The 15,293-nt window shown below is 53.4% G+C and carries 15 protein-coding genes and 2 pseudogenes; 9 read left to right on the top strand and 8 right to left on the bottom strand.

All coding sequences use genetic code 11. The features are described from left to right. Together pstC and A0129_RS08130 are read right to left on the bottom strand one after the other, a co-directional pair. Window positions 1-951, bottom strand: a complete 951-nt coding sequence (pstC, locus tag A0129_RS08135; protein ID WP_105027988.1) for a phosphate ABC transporter permease PstC — start codon at window positions 949-951, stop codon at window positions 1-3. A gap of 133 nt (window positions 952-1,084) precedes the next feature. Beyond that, window positions 1,085-3,068 (bottom strand): annotated as a pseudogene (locus A0129_RS08130) (U32 family peptidase). A gap of 116 nt (window positions 3,069-3,184) precedes the next feature. Between A0129_RS08130 and msrA the strand changes: the two are divergent. Then, the gene (gene msrA, locus A0129_RS08125) at window positions 3,185-3,793 is read left to right on the top strand and encodes a peptide-methionine (S)-S-oxide reductase MsrA (RefSeq protein WP_291714059.1); all 609 of its coding nucleotides are present in this window, start codon (window positions 3,185-3,187) and stop codon (window positions 3,791-3,793) included. A gap of 79 nt (window positions 3,794-3,872) precedes the next feature. Continuing rightward, window positions 3,873-5,828, top strand: coding sequence for a hypothetical protein (locus A0129_RS08120; RefSeq protein ID WP_291714057.1), 1,956 nt, complete (start codon window positions 3,873-3,875; stop codon window positions 5,826-5,828). On the opposite strand, the gene A0129_RS08115 is transcribed toward A0129_RS08120, so the two are convergent. Both A0129_RS08115 and A0129_RS08110 read right to left on the bottom strand, forming a co-directional pair. Beyond that, entirely contained in the window at window positions 5,760-6,632 is an 873-nt protein-coding gene (locus tag A0129_RS08115) for an AEC family transporter (protein WP_291714055.1), read from the bottom strand. The genes A0129_RS08120 and A0129_RS08115 overlap by 69 nt on opposite strands. Before the next feature lie 65 nt (window positions 6,633-6,697). Continuing rightward, window positions 6,698-7,609, bottom strand: a complete 912-nt coding sequence (locus A0129_RS08110; protein WP_291714053.1) for a LysR family transcriptional regulator — start codon at window positions 7,607-7,609, stop codon at window positions 6,698-6,700. 107 nt (window positions 7,610-7,716) lie between these two features. On the opposite strand from A0129_RS08110, the gene A0129_RS08105 reads away from it, so the two are divergent. Beyond that, window positions 7,717-8,061: an HPF/RaiA family ribosome-associated protein gene (locus tag A0129_RS08105; protein ID WP_291714051.1), complete on the top strand. Its 345-nt coding sequence runs from the start codon at window positions 7,717-7,719 to the stop codon at window positions 8,059-8,061. Next, window positions 8,058-8,936 carry a protease HtpX gene (htpX, locus tag A0129_RS08100; RefSeq protein ID WP_291714049.1) on the top strand — a complete coding sequence of 293 codons (879 nt, stop codon included), beginning with the start codon at window positions 8,058-8,060 and terminating at the stop codon, window positions 8,934-8,936. The genes A0129_RS08105 and htpX overlap by 4 nt, the downstream gene beginning before the upstream one ends. Before the next feature lie 64 nt (window positions 8,937-9,000). Here htpX and A0129_RS08095 read toward each other — a convergent pair whose 3' ends face one another. From A0129_RS08095 to A0129_RS08080, 4 genes are all read right to left on the bottom strand, one after another. Beyond that, complete coding sequence (locus tag A0129_RS08095; protein ID WP_291714047.1) at window positions 9,001-9,519, bottom strand: NlpC/P60 family protein; 519 nt, start codon at window positions 9,517-9,519, stop codon at window positions 9,001-9,003. After that, the gene (locus tag A0129_RS08090; protein ID WP_105027980.1) at window positions 9,512-9,859 is read right to left on the bottom strand and encodes a hypothetical protein; all 348 of its coding nucleotides are present in this window, start codon (window positions 9,857-9,859) and stop codon (window positions 9,512-9,514) included. Before A0129_RS08090 ends, A0129_RS08095 begins: the two co-directional genes overlap by 8 nt. A 108-nt stretch (window positions 9,860-9,967) precedes the next feature. Then, window positions 9,968-10,375, bottom strand: coding sequence for a heme-binding protein (locus A0129_RS08085; RefSeq protein ID WP_105027979.1), 408 nt, complete (start codon window positions 10,373-10,375; stop codon window positions 9,968-9,970). Window positions 10,376-10,468: 93 nt separating this feature from the next. After that, the gene (locus A0129_RS08080) at window positions 10,469-11,278 is read right to left on the bottom strand and encodes a hypothetical protein (protein WP_291714045.1); all 810 of its coding nucleotides are present in this window, start codon (window positions 11,276-11,278) and stop codon (window positions 10,469-10,471) included. Window positions 11,279-11,406: 128 nt separating this feature from the next. On the opposite strand from A0129_RS08080, the pseudogene tssK reads away from it, so the two are divergent. The 5 genes and pseudogenes from tssK to A0129_RS08060 all read left to right on the top strand — a co-directional run. After that, window positions 11,407-11,595 (top strand): annotated as a pseudogene (tssK, locus tag A0129_RS15810) (type VI secretion system baseplate subunit TssK); the annotation flags it as partial. Further along, window positions 11,522-11,878 (top strand): type VI secretion IcmF C-terminal domain-containing protein, encoded by a 357-nt coding sequence (locus A0129_RS08075; RefSeq protein WP_367189855.1) that lies wholly within the window; start codon window positions 11,522-11,524, stop codon window positions 11,876-11,878. The pseudogene tssK and the gene A0129_RS08075, both read left to right, overlap by 74 nt. Then, window positions 11,875-12,483: a type VI secretion system-associated protein TagF gene (tagF, locus tag A0129_RS08070; protein WP_291714041.1), complete on the top strand. Its 609-nt coding sequence runs from the start codon at window positions 11,875-11,877 to the stop codon at window positions 12,481-12,483. The genes A0129_RS08075 and tagF overlap by 4 nt, the downstream gene beginning before the upstream one ends. Then, entirely contained in the window at window positions 12,480-14,153 is a 1,674-nt protein-coding gene (locus tag A0129_RS08065; RefSeq protein WP_291714039.1) for a serine/threonine-protein kinase, read from the top strand. The genes tagF and A0129_RS08065 overlap by 4 nt, the downstream gene beginning before the upstream one ends. 70 nt (window positions 14,154-14,223) lie before the next feature. After that, on the top strand, window positions 14,224-15,231 hold the full coding sequence (locus tag A0129_RS08060; RefSeq protein WP_291714037.1) for a putative solute-binding protein: 1,008 nt from the start codon (window positions 14,224-14,226) through the stop codon (window positions 15,229-15,231). Window positions 15,232-15,293 lie beyond the last annotated feature (62 nt).

Below are 15,293 nucleotides of genomic sequence, written 5' to 3'. Positions count from 1 at the left end.
TTATCTCCCGTTGCTCGACAGCTTGGCCAACAGCAACTTCGAAGCGACCAACACAATAAACGTGATCAAGAACAACACCAAGCCCAACTCCATCAAGGCCGATGTGTGCAAGCCTGCGTCCGCTTCGGCAAACTCGTTCGCCAGCGCTGACGTAATGCTGTTGCCCGGCGAGAACAGCGAAATATCGTTCAGGTAGTTGGTGTTACCAATCACAAACGTGACGGCCATGGTTTCACCCAGAGCGCGTCCAAGGCCCAGCATGATGCCGCCAATCACACCCACTTTCGTGTGGGGCAATACAATTTTCCACACCACTTCCCAGGTGGTACAACCCATGCCGTAGCCGGCCTCTTTCAACATCACCGGGGTCACTTCAAACACATCGCGCATCACGGCCGCAATGTAAGGAATGATCATGATGGCAAGCACGACACCAGCGGTCAGCAAGCCGATACCAATGGGCGGGCCAGAGAACAATGCGCCAATCACCGGCACCTGGCCAATGGTGGCGTTCAAAGGCACCTGCACGTACTTCGCAAAAATTGGAGCAAATACCAGCAGACCCCACATGCCATACACGATAGAAGGAACAGCGGCCAACAATTCAATCGCCGTACCCAATGGGCGGCGCAACCAGGGTGGAGACAGTTCAGTCAGAAACAGTGCAATACCAAAACTGATAGGCACAGCGATGATCAGGGCGATGAACGAAGTCACCAAGGTGCCGTAAATCGGCACCAAAGCGCCGTACTCGTCAATGGGGGGATCCCAGTTGGCGGTGAACAGGAAATCGAAACCAAAAGCAGTGATGGTGGGCCATGAGGCCACAACCAGCGATGCAATGATGCCACCCAGCATCAGCAGCGTGAAAATGGACGCCCCACTGGTTAACACGGCGAATATGGCGTCGCCCCGCTTGGTCGGGGCCTTGATCGTCGAGGTATCAGACATGTTGGTAAGTGTTTAATCCAGCAGAAGGTTTCGCGCAGACTGACAAGGTTACCCGCGCATTATGACAAATAAATGACAAAAATTTGACGTACCCGTGAAATCGAATATCACGGGTCGGAAACGTTGTTTTAATTCAAACAGGCTTGCGTTTCATGAACGTAATTGGCACCACCGACGGGGGTGGGCTATTGAAAATATCCTTGCGCATTTTACCCATGATGTGCATTTCACAGGGTTTGCAATCGAATTTCAGGGTGTACTTTTGATCGCCATTGACCAACACCATGGGCTCCGCTTTCACCTGGCCCTGAACACCTTTTACACCTTTGGCCTGTTTTGGGCACAAATTAAACGAAAATCGCAGACAATGCTTGGTGATCATGACAGGAACTTCACCAGCCTCCTCATGCGCCTCATAAGCAGCAGCAATCATCTGCACACCATGTTTTTTGTAAAATTCGCGGGCTTTGTCGTTGTAAACATTGGCCAGGAAGCTCAGTGACTTTTCCGGGTATTCCACGTAAGGCTGCACCGGCTCCTTGCGCGGCGGGCGTTGCCAAGCCGCAATTCGCGCGGCATTCAAGGCGTCAATCGCCTCGCGGCGCATGCCATTCAAGGTACTGGCGGGCACAAACCAGGGCTGGCTTAAATGCACGTTCAGGCCCAAAGCGGAGTAATCGGTGCTGCCTAACTTGCCCAGGTGGGTTTTAATGCTGTCCACAGCAGTCTCAGGCTGCTTGGCCAACTCCAAATTCATGTCAACTCGCGCGGTGGTGGTAATTCCATCTTCGTCGGTGAGGCTCAACTGCAAGCCCTTCAACAAATCGCCTTCCATCCACTCTGTCAGGGTCAACCACACACCAATTCGCCGCTCGGCGCTCTCCTTGGTCAGCGCCATGTCCCAAGCGTGGTCGCGGTTGCGGTGCATGGGCAAACCGGCCTTCAGTCCGCCATAACTATTCACCGGGTCTTTGGGAAACACCCTGTACACCACTTGGCCATCACCTTTGTTGTTCAACTTCTCGGCCCGGTTCACATGCAAACCCACCACCTCACGCTTTCGCATGAAGTTCAAGCCATCGCCGTTGTTCAGTTCGTCGCTGGTTTGTATATCGATGCTTTTGTCATTCACAGCCACCACATGGCCAATCGGCTGACCGATAAATTTGGGCGAGTCGAATGCGCCAATGTCAATTTTCCGGCCACTGGCAAAGTAATCGGTAGAGCCCCGATGAAAGTTGCGGTCAGGGTCGGGCCTGAAATAATGACGCGTAGTGCCGCTGGAGGCGCGGGTAAACTCGCCGCGCTGCTCCATGATTTCATCCAGCAAAATACGGTAGTGGGCCGTGATGTTTTTCACATAGGCCATGTCTTTGTAGCGCCCTTCAATTTTGAAAGAACGCACACCCGCATCAATCAGGTGCTCCAGGTTGCCGCTCTGGTTGTTGTCTTTCATCGAGAGCAAATGTTTGTCAAAGGCCACTACAGCACCGCTTTGATCGGTCAGCGTGTAAGGCAGGCGACAGGCCTGCGAACAATCGCCCCGATTGGCACTACGGCCTGTTTCAGCGTGGCTGATATAACACTGCCCTGAAAATGCCACACACAATGCACCGTGAATGAAATACTCGATGGTAGCCGTATTACCCACCGAAGCATGCACCGCCCGGATTTCGTCAACCGTCAACTCGCGCGCCAATACCAACTGGGAAAACCCACTGTCCGCCAAAAAATTTTGCTTTTTCAACGGTGCGAATATCGCACTGTGTGCTGGCGTGCAGTTGAATGGGCGGCAAGTCCATCTCGAGCAAACCCATGTCCTGAATAATCAATGCATCCACACCTGCGTCGTACAACTGCCACACCAGTTTGCGGGCTTCTTCAAGCTCTGCATCGTGAAGAATGGTGTTGATGGTGGTGAAAATACGTGCGTGGTAGCGGTGGGCAAACTCCACCAGCTTTGCAATGTCTGCCACCGAATTGGCTGCATTGGCCCGTGCACCAAACACGGGTCCACCCAGGTAAACCGCGTCTGCGCCGTGCAGAATCGCCTGACGACCAATCTCAACGTCGCGTGCGGGGGCTAGCAATTCCAACTCGTGTGGCAACAAACTCATGATTTCACTGATATTTCTGGCAAGGGGTGAACATTATTTCAAAAAGCCGGTCTGATTGAAAGCAAAACCGTGGTTGGTTCCACAATCCGTTTGAATGTTGCACAAGGAGTACTTGCATGGCTTGGGTAGTTTGGTCGCGTAACACTGCAACTTTGTTGTTGGGGCTATCCGGCTTTCTGCCCCTTGCACAGGCCCAACAACTGGAACAGGCCATTTTCGGAGGCGGCTGCTTTTGGTGCATGGAAGAGGCATTCGAGAAAATCGGGGGAGTGAAATCGGTTGAATCAGGCTACACCGGCGGGCGAACCTCAGCCCCCACCTATGAGCAGGTGAGCCAAGGCAACACCGGCCATGTGGAAGTGGTGCGGGTGCACTACGACCCCAGGCAAATCAGCTACAGCAACCTGTTGAAAGCCTTTTGGACCAACATTGACCCTACCGTTGAAAACCGGCAATTCTGCGATGTGGGTGAACAATACCGATCAGCCATCTTCTATCTAAACGAACAACAACACCGCGAGGCCAAACAAAGCAAGGAACAACTGTTGGGCACCGGCAAATTCAAAAACATCTACACCACAGTTGAGGCCGCACAAACCTTCTATGTGGCCGAAGAATATCACCAAGATTTTTACCGTAAAAACCCCTTGCGCTACCGGTATTACAAAACCACCTGCGGCCGGGAAAATCGTCTGAACGAGGTGTGGGGCTATACACCCAAATAACAACACCTAGAACTGCAATTCCAGTAAAAACAGTCACATCCGGCTACACTTCACCCCAAATTCACTCTTACCGACTGTGATGAAGCGTCAAGCACGCCTGTTGGCAACCCTCGCATTTGCGGCAATCACCGTATACGCAGCCCCCAGTGCGTGGGCCGATACACTGGAGAAGGTTCAGGATTGGCGCTCTGCCCTCCCCAACACCTGGCCGACCGGCGAAAAGGCCTTGGTGCAAGTGCGCAACAGCCGGCTGGCCTTGGCCAACAACATTCAATTCAATATTCAAAGCCTGCACGGCACGCTTGCCGCCATGCAGCCCGACCTGCCTGTTTCCCTCGAGAACCCGGCGGCCTACGCCGTGAATGTGGAACATGCGCAACTTCGGATTGCCGACAACGTTTTGCAGGCACTCGTGCAGGCAGAACTGCAAGCCAGCGACGCCCCCTTGCGAATCAAGCAAGTGACCACGCAAACCGATGGAATACTGATTACCGGGGACATCAAAAGGCTGGGCTTGTGGATTCCATTCACCATGGAAGGCATCCCCTCCGTGGCCAATCCACGGGAAATTACCCTGACCCCGCGCACCTTGAAGGTGGCAGGCGTACCCCTTTACAAAACATTGCTGGCCACCAACATTCAGTTGCAGTCGCTGATCGACATGAAGTCCAAAGCCGTAGCCTTGCAAGGCCAGGCCATGGTGCTTCGCCTGGATCAAGTGCTGCCCGCCCCCAAACTTTCATTTGAACTGAATGCCGTGCAACTGGGACAAGGCGAAGTCACCGTGTTGTTGGGCAAAGCCAGCCAGGCGCCCGGTTTCTTTTGTGAAGCCAATTGCCCCGCCAATTTTGTGTACACCCACGGCGGCGAATTGCGGGCCGCGGGTATGGTGCTGGCTGGCCAGCCCACCTTGGTCACAGGCATCAGCAATGGCAGCCTGCCCATCGCGCTACATGATTTGAACAGCGTAATCAGCACCAGCACCGTGCAGCTTCGCACCGACGGTGCCCTGTGGATCAGCGCCCAGGAAGGGCTACTCAACCCTGCTGAAACGGCCTTGCTCAACACTGGCGAGGCTGCCATTTCCCAACTTGAAGGTTTGAATCCTGCTCAAGAGGCAGTGACCTTGGCGGTGCACCATGCCACGCTGTTGTCGCGCGAGGGGATTGAACTGCGTGTTGAAAAACTGTTGGCCAGTACTCAATCCACCGACCTTGGCCAACTACCAACTGCCAAACAAACCGTGCATGTGGGCGAGATTTCGCTGAGCGAAGCCGCCATGAATACCCTGATGAACAAGGCATTGTTCAACTTCGAGGGCAGCCCGATCCGACAAGTAAACACCACCATTGGCGAGCCTCATTTGCAGCTTTCGCTGCAAGTGAAACCCGAGATTTTTGGCATACCGCTGTTCTGGTTGCCTGCCAAACTCAGCGGCCCGTTGCTTATTTCAAGCGACAGGCAGCACTTGGAATTTACACCCGCCGAAGTGCGCATGTTTGGCCTGTCCATGCTGCCGCTGATTGATTACGCCGGGTTGAAACTCAGCAGCTTTATCAAAATTGAAGAGGCTGCAGTCAAGCTGCACGACAACACCATTCGCATTGCCTTGGGCAGCGCACTGCCCCCACTGCAATTAAGCACCGAGCTGCGAGCCATCAAAACCGTGCTGCGCTCGCCAATGGGGCCCTACCTGCAAGTGCAGGTGGGCACATTGCCCACTGAAAAAATTGGCGAAATTTACAACACCATGGAATTGTTGCCCTTGGGCCTATGGATGAAAACACCGGAATTCACCGCCTTGGGCATGCGCACCGGGCCCACGCTGGGCCATGTTTACAACGACCCGCGAAAGGAAAGACTGGTCATTGACCTGGCCCAATACCCGGACCTGCTGGCCAATGCCACCTTGCGCCTGCCGAGAAATGAACGGGTATGGGTGAGCATGCCCAGCCCGGGCAATGGCTCACAGTACCCAATACAGGGCCATCGGCACGAAGATAAGGCTCATCAGGTTCCCCATCATCACCAGTGAAGCTACACGCTGGGGTTGAAGGCCGTACTTTTCAGCAAACACAAAACTGAGCACCGCCGGTGGCAGGGCACCGAACACAATCAGCATCGCCGTGTGCTCGGGGCTTAAAGGCAGCAACCACACGCACAGGGCTGCAAAAATCAGCCCGGTGAGTGGGCACAGCACACCGCCAATGACACCCAGCTTTACATCCGAAAAGTCGGCTTGCGTTAGGCGAACCCCCAATGAAAACAGCAGCAGTGGAATGGACACATCGCCCACCATGTCGATTGCAAAATACAAAGGGGGCCACACTTCAATTTTCAGCACACTGACCAGCAAACCCGCAATGGACGCTGCAATCACGGGCTCTTTCCACAACATCAAAATGCGGGCATTGGGGCTCATCATCCAGGTGCCCAGCGAGTAATGCAGCGTATTGCCCACCAAAAACAGCATCACGGCAGCGGGCAAGGCCTCCTCACCAAAGGCCAGAATGGCCAACGGCAAGCCCATGTTGCCGGAGTTGTTGAACATCATGGGAGGCACAAAAATTCGGCTATCGATTCCCAACAAACGGCCCACAGGCCAAGCCAACAAACCTGAACCCAACACCACAATGGCACCACCCACTGCCAGCAACCAATACGATTCAATTTCAAACGACTTGCTGGCCAAAGCCGAGAACACCAGCGCCGGTACAAAAATTTCCATGTTCAGCTGGTTGGCGAATTTCATGTCGGGTTTTTTCACCCGTCCATACCAATACCCAAGGGCCACCACCGCAAACACCGGAACAATAACCGCAACAATGCGCAAGAACATAGAAGGCCGCCGTACAGGGAAATAACTGGGAAGTGACAGGGAAGGTCGCAGTGTACTGCAAGCGTTTAATCGGAGCGATTCGGGTTTGTATTGGGGTTGATGTCAAACAACAGCTTCAAGGCAGGGTGGTTCAAGTTGCGCGGGTGGGTGAATGCAAAAAAATCTTCAACCACACCCTGTGCATCGCCCATGTGCACCACGGTGTGGTCGCGCACCACGTCTTCAATCAGCATGGCGGGTACGGCAAACAATCCCAAGCCTGCCCGGCCAAACGTTTCCAGCAAGGCGAGGTCGTCGAACTCACCCACCACCGTCACCTCCACCCCCACACTTTCCAGCCAGTGTTCCAGTTTCAGTCGCAACACGTTGTTGCGCGATGGCATCAGGAAAGGCGCGTGTTGCAAGCTTTGTGGAAAGTTCGCGGCGTACTTCTGTTTCAAATCCGGGCTCGCAAAAATTCGCACCGGGTAAGTCAGCAACTTGGCCACCTGCAAGTGTGCAGTGCCCTGCCCACCGGGGCGCTCGGCCAACACCACGTCCACACTGTGTTGCACAAGCTCTGAACACAGGGCCTCGAACCGGCCTTCGTGGCACACCAGCCGCACAGGGCGCTGCATGCCCAATATGGGTTCAATCATGTGAAACGACACTGTTTTGGGCAAGGCATCGGCAATGCCCACCGACAAACGCAGTGTGTAATCCAGTTGCTCGTCGCCCAGGCTTTCGGCCATTTGCTCGCCCAGCTGAAAAATTTGATCGGCATAGCGCAAAGCAATTCGCCCGGCCTCGGTCAGCCCCAAACCCCGCCCCACCGGCTGAAACAATGCCCGCCCCAAAGTTTGTTCCAACTGGGTAATTTGGCTTGAAAGCGTTTGCGCGCGCAGCCCAAGCCGCTCGGCCGCCGCTGTCAGGCTGCCGGTGTTGGCCACCATCCAGAAATAGCGCAGGTGGTGGAAGTTCAGGTCGGTAAGTTTCATTAACCCTTCGATTTATTCGAATATTTATTAAGCAATTGTTCCATTTATTCTTACATTGAACCGGCGTACACTTCAACTGTCTATTTCCCCGAAAGGAGGACGCAACCATGAAAACTGAAATTGTGGCTCGGCATCCCGAGATCGATGAAACCCTGCGCAGGTACGTACTTCGCCGCGTGCGCTCGGCCATCAATCGACTTTCGACCCAGATTAAAAACATCACCGTGAAACTGGACCGGCACTCCGCAAAACAGGCTGACCAGCGCAACTGTGTGATTGAAATTCGTATCGACGGGCAAGCGCCCGTGATCGTAGACAGCGCCGGGCCGCATTGGCTTAGCGCAATTGACCAGGCGGTTGAATCAGCAGCACGTGCTGTTCGCCGCCAACTGAAACACACCCTTCACCAGGTGACCCCCTTGCAATTGTTGAAAGGACAACACGCATCATGAAACGCATTGTTTTATTTTTAGCCACCAACGTCGCCATTATGGTGGTACTGGGCATTACCGTACATGTGCTGGGCTTGAACCAGTTCATGGCCGGGGGTCAGCTTAACCTGACCATGCTGCTGGCATTCAGTGCTGTACTGGGCTTTGGTGGTTCATTCATCAGCCTGTTGATCAGCAAAAAAGTAGCCAAGTGGAGCACCGGCGCACAAGTCATTGAAACACCACGCAACGCCACCGAGCAATGGCTGGTTAGCACGGTTCAACGCTTTGCAGACAAAGCCGGCATTCCCATGCCAGAAGTGGCCATTTACGAAGGCGCGCCCAACGCATTTGCCACTGGCCCCAGCAAAAGCAACTCACTGGTCGCGGTTAGCACTGGTTTGCTGCAAAGCATGAGCCGCGAGGAAGCCGAAGCCGTGTTGGCACACGAAGTGGCCCACATTGCCAATGGCGACATGGTGACACTCACGCTGATTCAAGGCGTGGTCAACACCTTTGTGTTCTTCCTGGCCCGCGTGGTGGGCTTTATGGTGGATCAGTTTTTGCGAAAAGACGATTCCGAATCAAGCGGCCAAGGCATGGGTTACTTCATCACCGTGATCGTGATGGAAATTACGCTGGGTATTTTGGCGTCCATCATCGTGATGTACTTCTCGCGTCAGCGTGAATTCCGCGCCGACTCGGGTGCCGCATGGTTGATGGGCAACAAGCAACCCATGATTTCCGCCCTGAAGCGTTTGGGCGGCATGCAGGCCGGTGAACTGCCCTCGAACATGGCTGCATCCGGTATTTCAGGCAAAGGTGGTGTAATGGCTTTGTTCAGCAGCCACCCACCCATTGAGCAGCGCATTGAAGCATTGGCCCAGCAGCGATAAAAACCAGCTGTGCGCTCATCAAAAAACCCGCCGAAGTTTGGCGGGTTTTTTGTTGGGGGGTGTTTCACATCACCCGGCGTACCTTCCAGAAGGTTTTTCGCCAGTACAAATCATCAAGCCGGCTGATAGTGACACCCACCTTGGTGGAGGCATGCAAAAATTTTCCATCGCCCAAGTAAAAGCCCACGTGCTTGGTGGTGTACCCTGTTCGGAAAAATACAAGGTCGCCCACCTGCATGGCGTCGCGCTTCACCTCTGCACCCATAGTGACTTGTTGATCGGTACTTCGCGGCGCAGCGATGTTGAAATGGGTATCCAAAGTTTGTTGCACAAAGGCCGAACAATCAATGCCCGCCTTTGAATTGCCGCCCAATTTGTAAGGTGTGCCGCGCCACTCCCGAAACTGGGCCAGCAACGCTTTTTGAACCTCAGGTTTTTCGGTTTCGAAACCGGTAAATACGGTGCCGTCTTCAAGCACCAAAGTATCTGAACCACTTTCTTGCAAACCCGCACAGGCCTGCAACAACAGCAGCAGGCACACGCCAGCAAATCGGCCAAACACAGCTACAGCTTGATTAAACAACCGCCTTCCTTTCACTAAACCGGAGCAAACCCTTCACGAAGCGGTAAAGCAACCACAGACTTAAAATGCCGTAAACAATAAAGCCCACGCCAAACACCATGGTGATCATGGCCACCACAAACCAGAACATGCCAATCCAGAAGGTTGAAATAAGCCAGTCGTAATGGCTGTAATAAATAGTGCCCGCTGATTCGCCACGCTTCACATAACAAATAATGAGAGCAATCAGGATTGGAATAAACGCCGTGAATATACCCACAGCACCCAACACATAGGCCACCAAAACGATGGTGCGGTTGGACTCTTCCTGATTGGGAACCGGATTAGGTTGATAGCTCATAGCGCTCCAGTGTCGGTAAGTACCTGCCCATTTTAGACGAGCGCACCGGCATAAAAAAAGCCCCGAGGCCAATGCCCGGGGTTTTCTGTACTGCAGGAATGGCAACTATTACAGCTTCAGTGCTGCAATACCGGCACGCGCCACTTGTGCATCTTGATCCGATTTCACGCCGGAAACACCGACAGCGCCAACCACCTGGCCATCAACCACAATGGTTACGCCGCCTTCCAGCAAGCCGTCTACGTAAGGGGCGGTTACAAAGGCAGTGCGGCCGTTGTTGATCACGTCTTCCAGAATTTTGGTGTCTTTGCGGGCCATGGCAGCAGACTTGGCCTTGGATGGGCCAATGTGTGCGCTCATGGGGGGTGCGCCATCCAAACGCAGCATGCCCAACAAATGACCACCATCGTCGGCCACAGCAATGGTTACGCCCCAGTTGTTGGCTTCGGCTTCCGCACGAGCGGCAGTCAAAATGGCTTGTACGTCATCTACAGACAAGACGGCTTTGGTTTTCATGAACTAACTCCGGTTTTGAATTAAAAATGTCAAAGCGAAGTATGCGGCAGACTCCCTGTGGTGGCTACACAGGAAGTCCCTAATGCGAAATTATCAGGGTGCGCAGCTTAGGCCTGAGGCTTCTGCATCACAAGTGCCCGGCTTTGTTGCACCACCCTCGCCCTCGGTTGCAGGCCTGCCCGGGCCCACTTCCGCCACCACACCATTGATAATTTTGCCAGCCACGTTTTCAGTGCGAACCACGGAACGGGTTTGCTCCTGGCGAGCCAAGACCACAGCGCCTTGGGCAGTCGTCAAGGCGGCAGCTTCTTGGGGTGAAAGCAGCAAGCTGCCGTTGTAAACCACGGGAATGCGATCCAGACTGCGTGCCCCATCGTAGAAAAACGCTTGAGTGCCCTTGCGCTCCGGGCCCGCCAGGTAAACCACTTGCCCAGGCAACAGATTACTTCCCTCAAAAGGTAGTACTGTGAGGAAACCACCCAAGCCCGGACGATTGATGTCACCAACTTCAACCCGAATGGCACCGGCACCTGCCGACTGACCTGAACCAGACGATTCGCCAAATGTCGCCAAACCACCCGGTTGCCCATTCACTCCCCCCAAGGGTACACGCACCCAGCAAGAACTGTCCTGATTGTGTTTGCCGTAGCGATCCCAGTAAAACTGAATCTTGATTCGACCAAATTCATCGGTGTGTATTTCTCGCCCCTCCGGGCCAACAACCAAGGCAGGCAGGGGTCCTTTGATCTGGGGTTTTCTGGATTTCCGTTCGGGTCTGAAAGGCTGGCTGGACTCAATGGCTTCAAACTGACAATCAAAATCAGATTGCGCACCGCCACTGGCTTCTGGCTCTGACTCGTGAACGGTGATCAGGGTACCAATCACGAGCAAAGTTTTGGACAACGCGGGGTTGTCCTTGCAAACCGTGTTCAACAAATGGCCTGTTGCAACTCCCCTTGCCGACGTGCTTGCATTGAACGTTTGCTGGCGCGCCTGAGATTCTTCGTGACGCAGTTTGCTGTAGTGAGTAAATGACTAAAAACAGCCGTGTAATCTGGAGTGAAGGTCTCTTTCTCCAACCCCAACATTTTCAGCAGCAAGAACGCTATTTCGACCATGAAATTCATATTCGAACAGCGCACTTTCATGGGCATTACCACGGCTTTCATCAGCTACAGCTGGACCCTGATCTGTTGCTGGCCGGCAAGGTGGGTATTCTCAAGGCATCAGGGTATTTTCCGGACGGGACACACTTCTCGATTCCTGACAACCACATTGCGTGTTCGGGCCTCAGAGGGAAACTACAAAACATACAACGGACCTTGGGCGCTGTTCCGTCTTTTCGATGCAGCTCAAATTCAGAACACAGAGCGACCAGAGAAATTCAGGGCGACTTTCAATCTGGATGGAAAACAATTTGAGTTTGAAGTACTGGCCAATTCTGCCTTCAACCCGCTGCGGCTCACCGAGCTAAAACAATTCCGCTGCCCAGGCAATTTATGAACACCCATGCTGAAAAACTTTGCTGGTTTGGCAAACTGCCCTGTGTGGGCGATTTTTGCAGCCACAACATGCCTGCCGGACTACTTGAAACACTTGACCTTTGGCTGAGCAGCACCATTCAAGAGGGCCAGGCGGTACACGGAGACGCGTGGACAAACGCGTATTTCCAAATGCCTGTACACGGATTTGTGTGGGGCCCACGAGTGACACCCGAGTTTCACAACAATGCGGCGATCGGCGTCTTGATGCCCTCGGTCGACAAAGCCGGGCGGGCATTTCCATTTGTTTTGCTTCAAGAACTGCCTTCATGCAGCCTGGATAAACTTGTTTTTGAATCACTCGCACTGTGGTTTCAACAAGCCCACACTTTGTGCGCGGACGCCTTGAACGAGGACTGGTGCCTGAACAAGTTTGAATTGAAGTCAGCATCTCTTGCGCTATGTATGGATGAGTCGGCAAGCAAAGATTCCATGCAGGTCGGAGACGCACAAAGCCATTGGTTCGAAATTGACTACGGCGGTGCAATCAAGGCAGTACTTCAATGCGCGGGCTTGCCTGCAAGCCAAGATTTCAATACCTTGCTTGGACTTGGCACCGCACCATGATGAACGAGAACACCGTTATTCAGGCTGCGCCTGTGATACCCAATGATTCAGGCCAGCAACCGCTGCCTGTTGGCACACGGATTGAAGGATTTGAGATTCAGGATGTGATTGGCGTGGGTGGATTCGGGATTGTGTACAAAGCACTTGATCCAATGCTTGAACGACAAGTGGCCTTGAAAGAGTATTTGCCGGCTTCATTGGCCCAACGCATTCCGGGTGGCGCTGTGAAAGTGCGTGAGGCACGCCATAAAAGCACCTTTGATGCTGGCATGCGAAGTTTTATCAATGAAGCTCGCCTGCTGGCACAATTTGACCATGCTGCGCTGGTGAAGGTGTACCGGTTTTGGGAAATGGCCGGAACGGCTTACATGGTGATGCCACTGTACCAAGGCATGAACCTGAAACAGTATGCCGAGAACCACGCTGCCCCGCTGGCGCAGGAACAACTGGTGAATTGGCTGCTTGTATTGACCGAGGCACTGGAGGTAATGCATTCGCAGCAATGCTATCACCGGGATATTTCGCCAGAGAACATCATTATTCAAGACAACACTGACCTGCCCATCTTGCTGGACTTTGGTGCAGCGCGCCGAGCCATTGGCAGTGTGTCGCAACCATTCACCGTGATTCTCAAAGCGAGTTACGCACCGATTGAGCAGTATGCCGAAGTGCCTTCCATGACCCAAGGTGCCTGGACAGATGTGTACGCACTGGCAGCAGTTGCTCACTTCTTGATGACCGGAAAAACACCGCCTTCTTCAGTCGGGCGACTGGTGAATGACAGCTACCTACCCTTGCGTGAACGACCGGAATTGCCCTACAGCCCGCATGTAAAAAAGGCCATTGACCATGCACTGGCAGTGCAGCCACAAGACCGCACCGCCAGCATGTCTCTGTTTCGGCAGGCTTTGCAAACCGAAACACAAGACATTCTGAGCCTGTATGATCAGGTAGCCCACCCCCAACCGGAAGCACCACCCAAACGACTTCATTCAACGAAGTCAATGAAGCGTGGAGGCAGCGTGGTTGCAGCTGCGGTTGCTGTTACTGCACTGATTGCGGCATTCATTTTTGACTCGAATGTTCCGCCCTTGGCGGAAAATGCTGAAACCGAAAAGACTGCTGTTGTTCCAGCAACGGTACTTTCATCAGACACCATACAAATCAGCCCGGCGCTGACCAACAATTTGGACCCATCGTTTCAAGCCGTGATTGACAAGGCTGACACTTCACTCACGATTCAAATGGAGCAAACAACACTGAAAATTGGTCAAGATCTATTGCGCTTTCAGATTGAGTCCCCTGTTTCGGGTTTTGTGGCGGTGTATGTTCGTGCCAGTGACAACTCGCTGATTCAGTTGTTGCCAAATGTTCGCGTACCAGCCTTGGCCATTGAAGCCAACAAGCCTATGCCGTTGCCTCCGGCCAATGAACCCATTCAAGCCGCAGGCCCTGCCGGAGAAAACCAGTTCCTGGTGGTGGTGACAGAACAGCCAAGAGACTACGGGCACCTGAACTTTCAGGACCACTACGGATTCGGCTTGATTCCTGCAGGCCCAGCGCACAGCGGCGCACCGATTCAAGCCCTTGAGGGAATCAGCCCCTGCGCCAACACCAGTTGCAATGACAGACTGGCAGCAGCCTGGTTCTCAGTGAATGAAGTGGATTAATTCTTCTGTAGAATGAAATTTCCTCAAGGGCTAAACATTACAAAAAAAGCCCAAAATTACCGGAGACGACATGAACACCACCAAAGCTGCAGCACTCGTATTGCTGGGCGCCAGCCTCGCTTTCCCGGCACAAGCCCAAGCCTCCAACATCAAGATGTGTATTTTCGACATTGCAGGGCGCAGTGGTCCCGCCTTTGCGCAAGCGCGCGATTATGCAGTGGCAGCCAAGGGCTGGGGTGCGAACATTGAACTGGAAGCATATGTCGACGAACGCCTTGCCGCCGAAGATTTTAAAACCGGCAAATGCGATGCGGCGGCCATTTCTACTTTGCGTGGCAGGCAGTTCAACAAGTTTGTGGGCAGCATCGACTCTATTGGCGCTGTGCCCACCTACAAGCACTTGCGCACGGTAATTGACCTGATGAGCAGCCCAAAGCTGAATGACAAAATGACCTCGGGCCTGTTTGAGGTGGCGGGTATTTTGCCGATTGGCGCTGCGTATGTGATGGTGAACGACAGGGCCATTAATTCAGTTGAAAAAGCGGCGGGCAAAAAAATTGCGGTGCTGGACTACGACAAATCGCAAGCCAAAATGGTGCAACAGTTGGGCGCGCAACCCGTGGCCAGCGAGGTGATCAACTTTGGCACCAAATTCAACAACGGGCAGGTAGATATTATTGCTGCACCAGCCATTGCTTACCAGCCGCTTGAGTTGTACAAAGGCATTGGCAGCAAGGGGGGTATTTACCGCTTTCCCTTGGTGCAGCTAACCGCAAATATTTTGATCCGCAAAGACAAATTTCCCGAGGGCTTTGGGCAAAAGTCGCGGGTTTGGATTCAGCAACAATTTGACCGCGCCATTGCCTTGGTCGATACGTCTGAGAAAGCCGTGCCTGCTGCTGCGTGGCTGGATATTCCCGCTGGTGATCGCGAAAAGTACGATGTGCTGATGCGTGAATCCCGAATTCAAATGACTGCAGACGGTTTCTACGATCCCGAGATGATGAAAATTTTGAAGCGTATTCGTTGCCGGCTAGACGCAAGCCTGGGCGAGTGCGCCGACAAGCGTGAACTGTAAATTATTCATCTGCATGTGAAACGTTTTGAGCCCAGGGAGCGAATTGACAAGTTCACTCCCTG

The organism is Limnobacter sp. CACIAM 66H1, assembly GCF_001601825.1.
GTDB lineage: Bacteria > Pseudomonadota > Gammaproteobacteria > Burkholderiales > Burkholderiaceae_B > Limnobacter.
The sequence above is the reverse complement of the archived record's forward strand: the minus strand, read 5'-3'. Positions and strand labels throughout refer to the sequence as shown.

Excerpts from the sequence above, each read along its gene's own strand:
- htpX (WP_291714049.1), top strand. The coding sequence starts at position 8,058 with ATGAAACGCATTGTTTTATTTTTAGCCACCAACGTCGCCATTATGGTG.
- A0129_RS08115 (WP_291714055.1), bottom strand. The coding sequence starts at position 6,632 with ATGTTCTTGCGCATTGTTGCGGTTATTGTTCCGGTGTTTGCGGTGGTG.
- A0129_RS08060 (WP_291714037.1), top strand. The coding sequence starts at position 14,224 with ATGAACACCACCAAAGCTGCAGCACTCGTATTGCTGGGCGCCAGCCTC.
- pstC (WP_105027988.1), bottom strand. The coding sequence starts at position 951 with ATGTCTGATACCTCGACGATCAAGGCCCCGACCAAGCGGGGCGACGCC.
- A0129_RS08075 (WP_367189855.1), top strand. The coding sequence starts at position 11,522 with ATGGGCATTACCACGGCTTTCATCAGCTACAGCTGGACCCTGATCTGT.
- tagF (WP_291714041.1), top strand. The coding sequence starts at position 11,875 with ATGAACACCCATGCTGAAAAACTTTGCTGGTTTGGCAAACTGCCCTGT.
- A0129_RS08120 (WP_291714057.1), top strand. The coding sequence starts at position 3,873 with ATGAAGCGTCAAGCACGCCTGTTGGCAACCCTCGCATTTGCGGCAATC.
- A0129_RS08105 (WP_291714051.1), top strand. The coding sequence starts at position 7,717 with ATGAAAACTGAAATTGTGGCTCGGCATCCCGAGATCGATGAAACCCTG.
- msrA (WP_291714059.1), top strand. The coding sequence starts at position 3,185 with ATGGCTTGGGTAGTTTGGTCGCGTAACACTGCAACTTTGTTGTTGGGG.
- A0129_RS08090 (WP_105027980.1), bottom strand. The coding sequence starts at position 9,859 with ATGAGCTATCAACCTAATCCGGTTCCCAATCAGGAAGAGTCCAACCGC.
- A0129_RS08110 (WP_291714053.1), bottom strand. The coding sequence starts at position 7,609 with ATGAAACTTACCGACCTGAACTTCCACCACCTGCGCTATTTCTGGATG.
- A0129_RS08085 (WP_105027979.1), bottom strand. The coding sequence starts at position 10,375 with ATGAAAACCAAAGCCGTCTTGTCTGTAGATGACGTACAAGCCATTTTG.
- A0129_RS08065 (WP_291714039.1), top strand. The coding sequence starts at position 12,480 with ATGATGAACGAGAACACCGTTATTCAGGCTGCGCCTGTGATACCCAAT.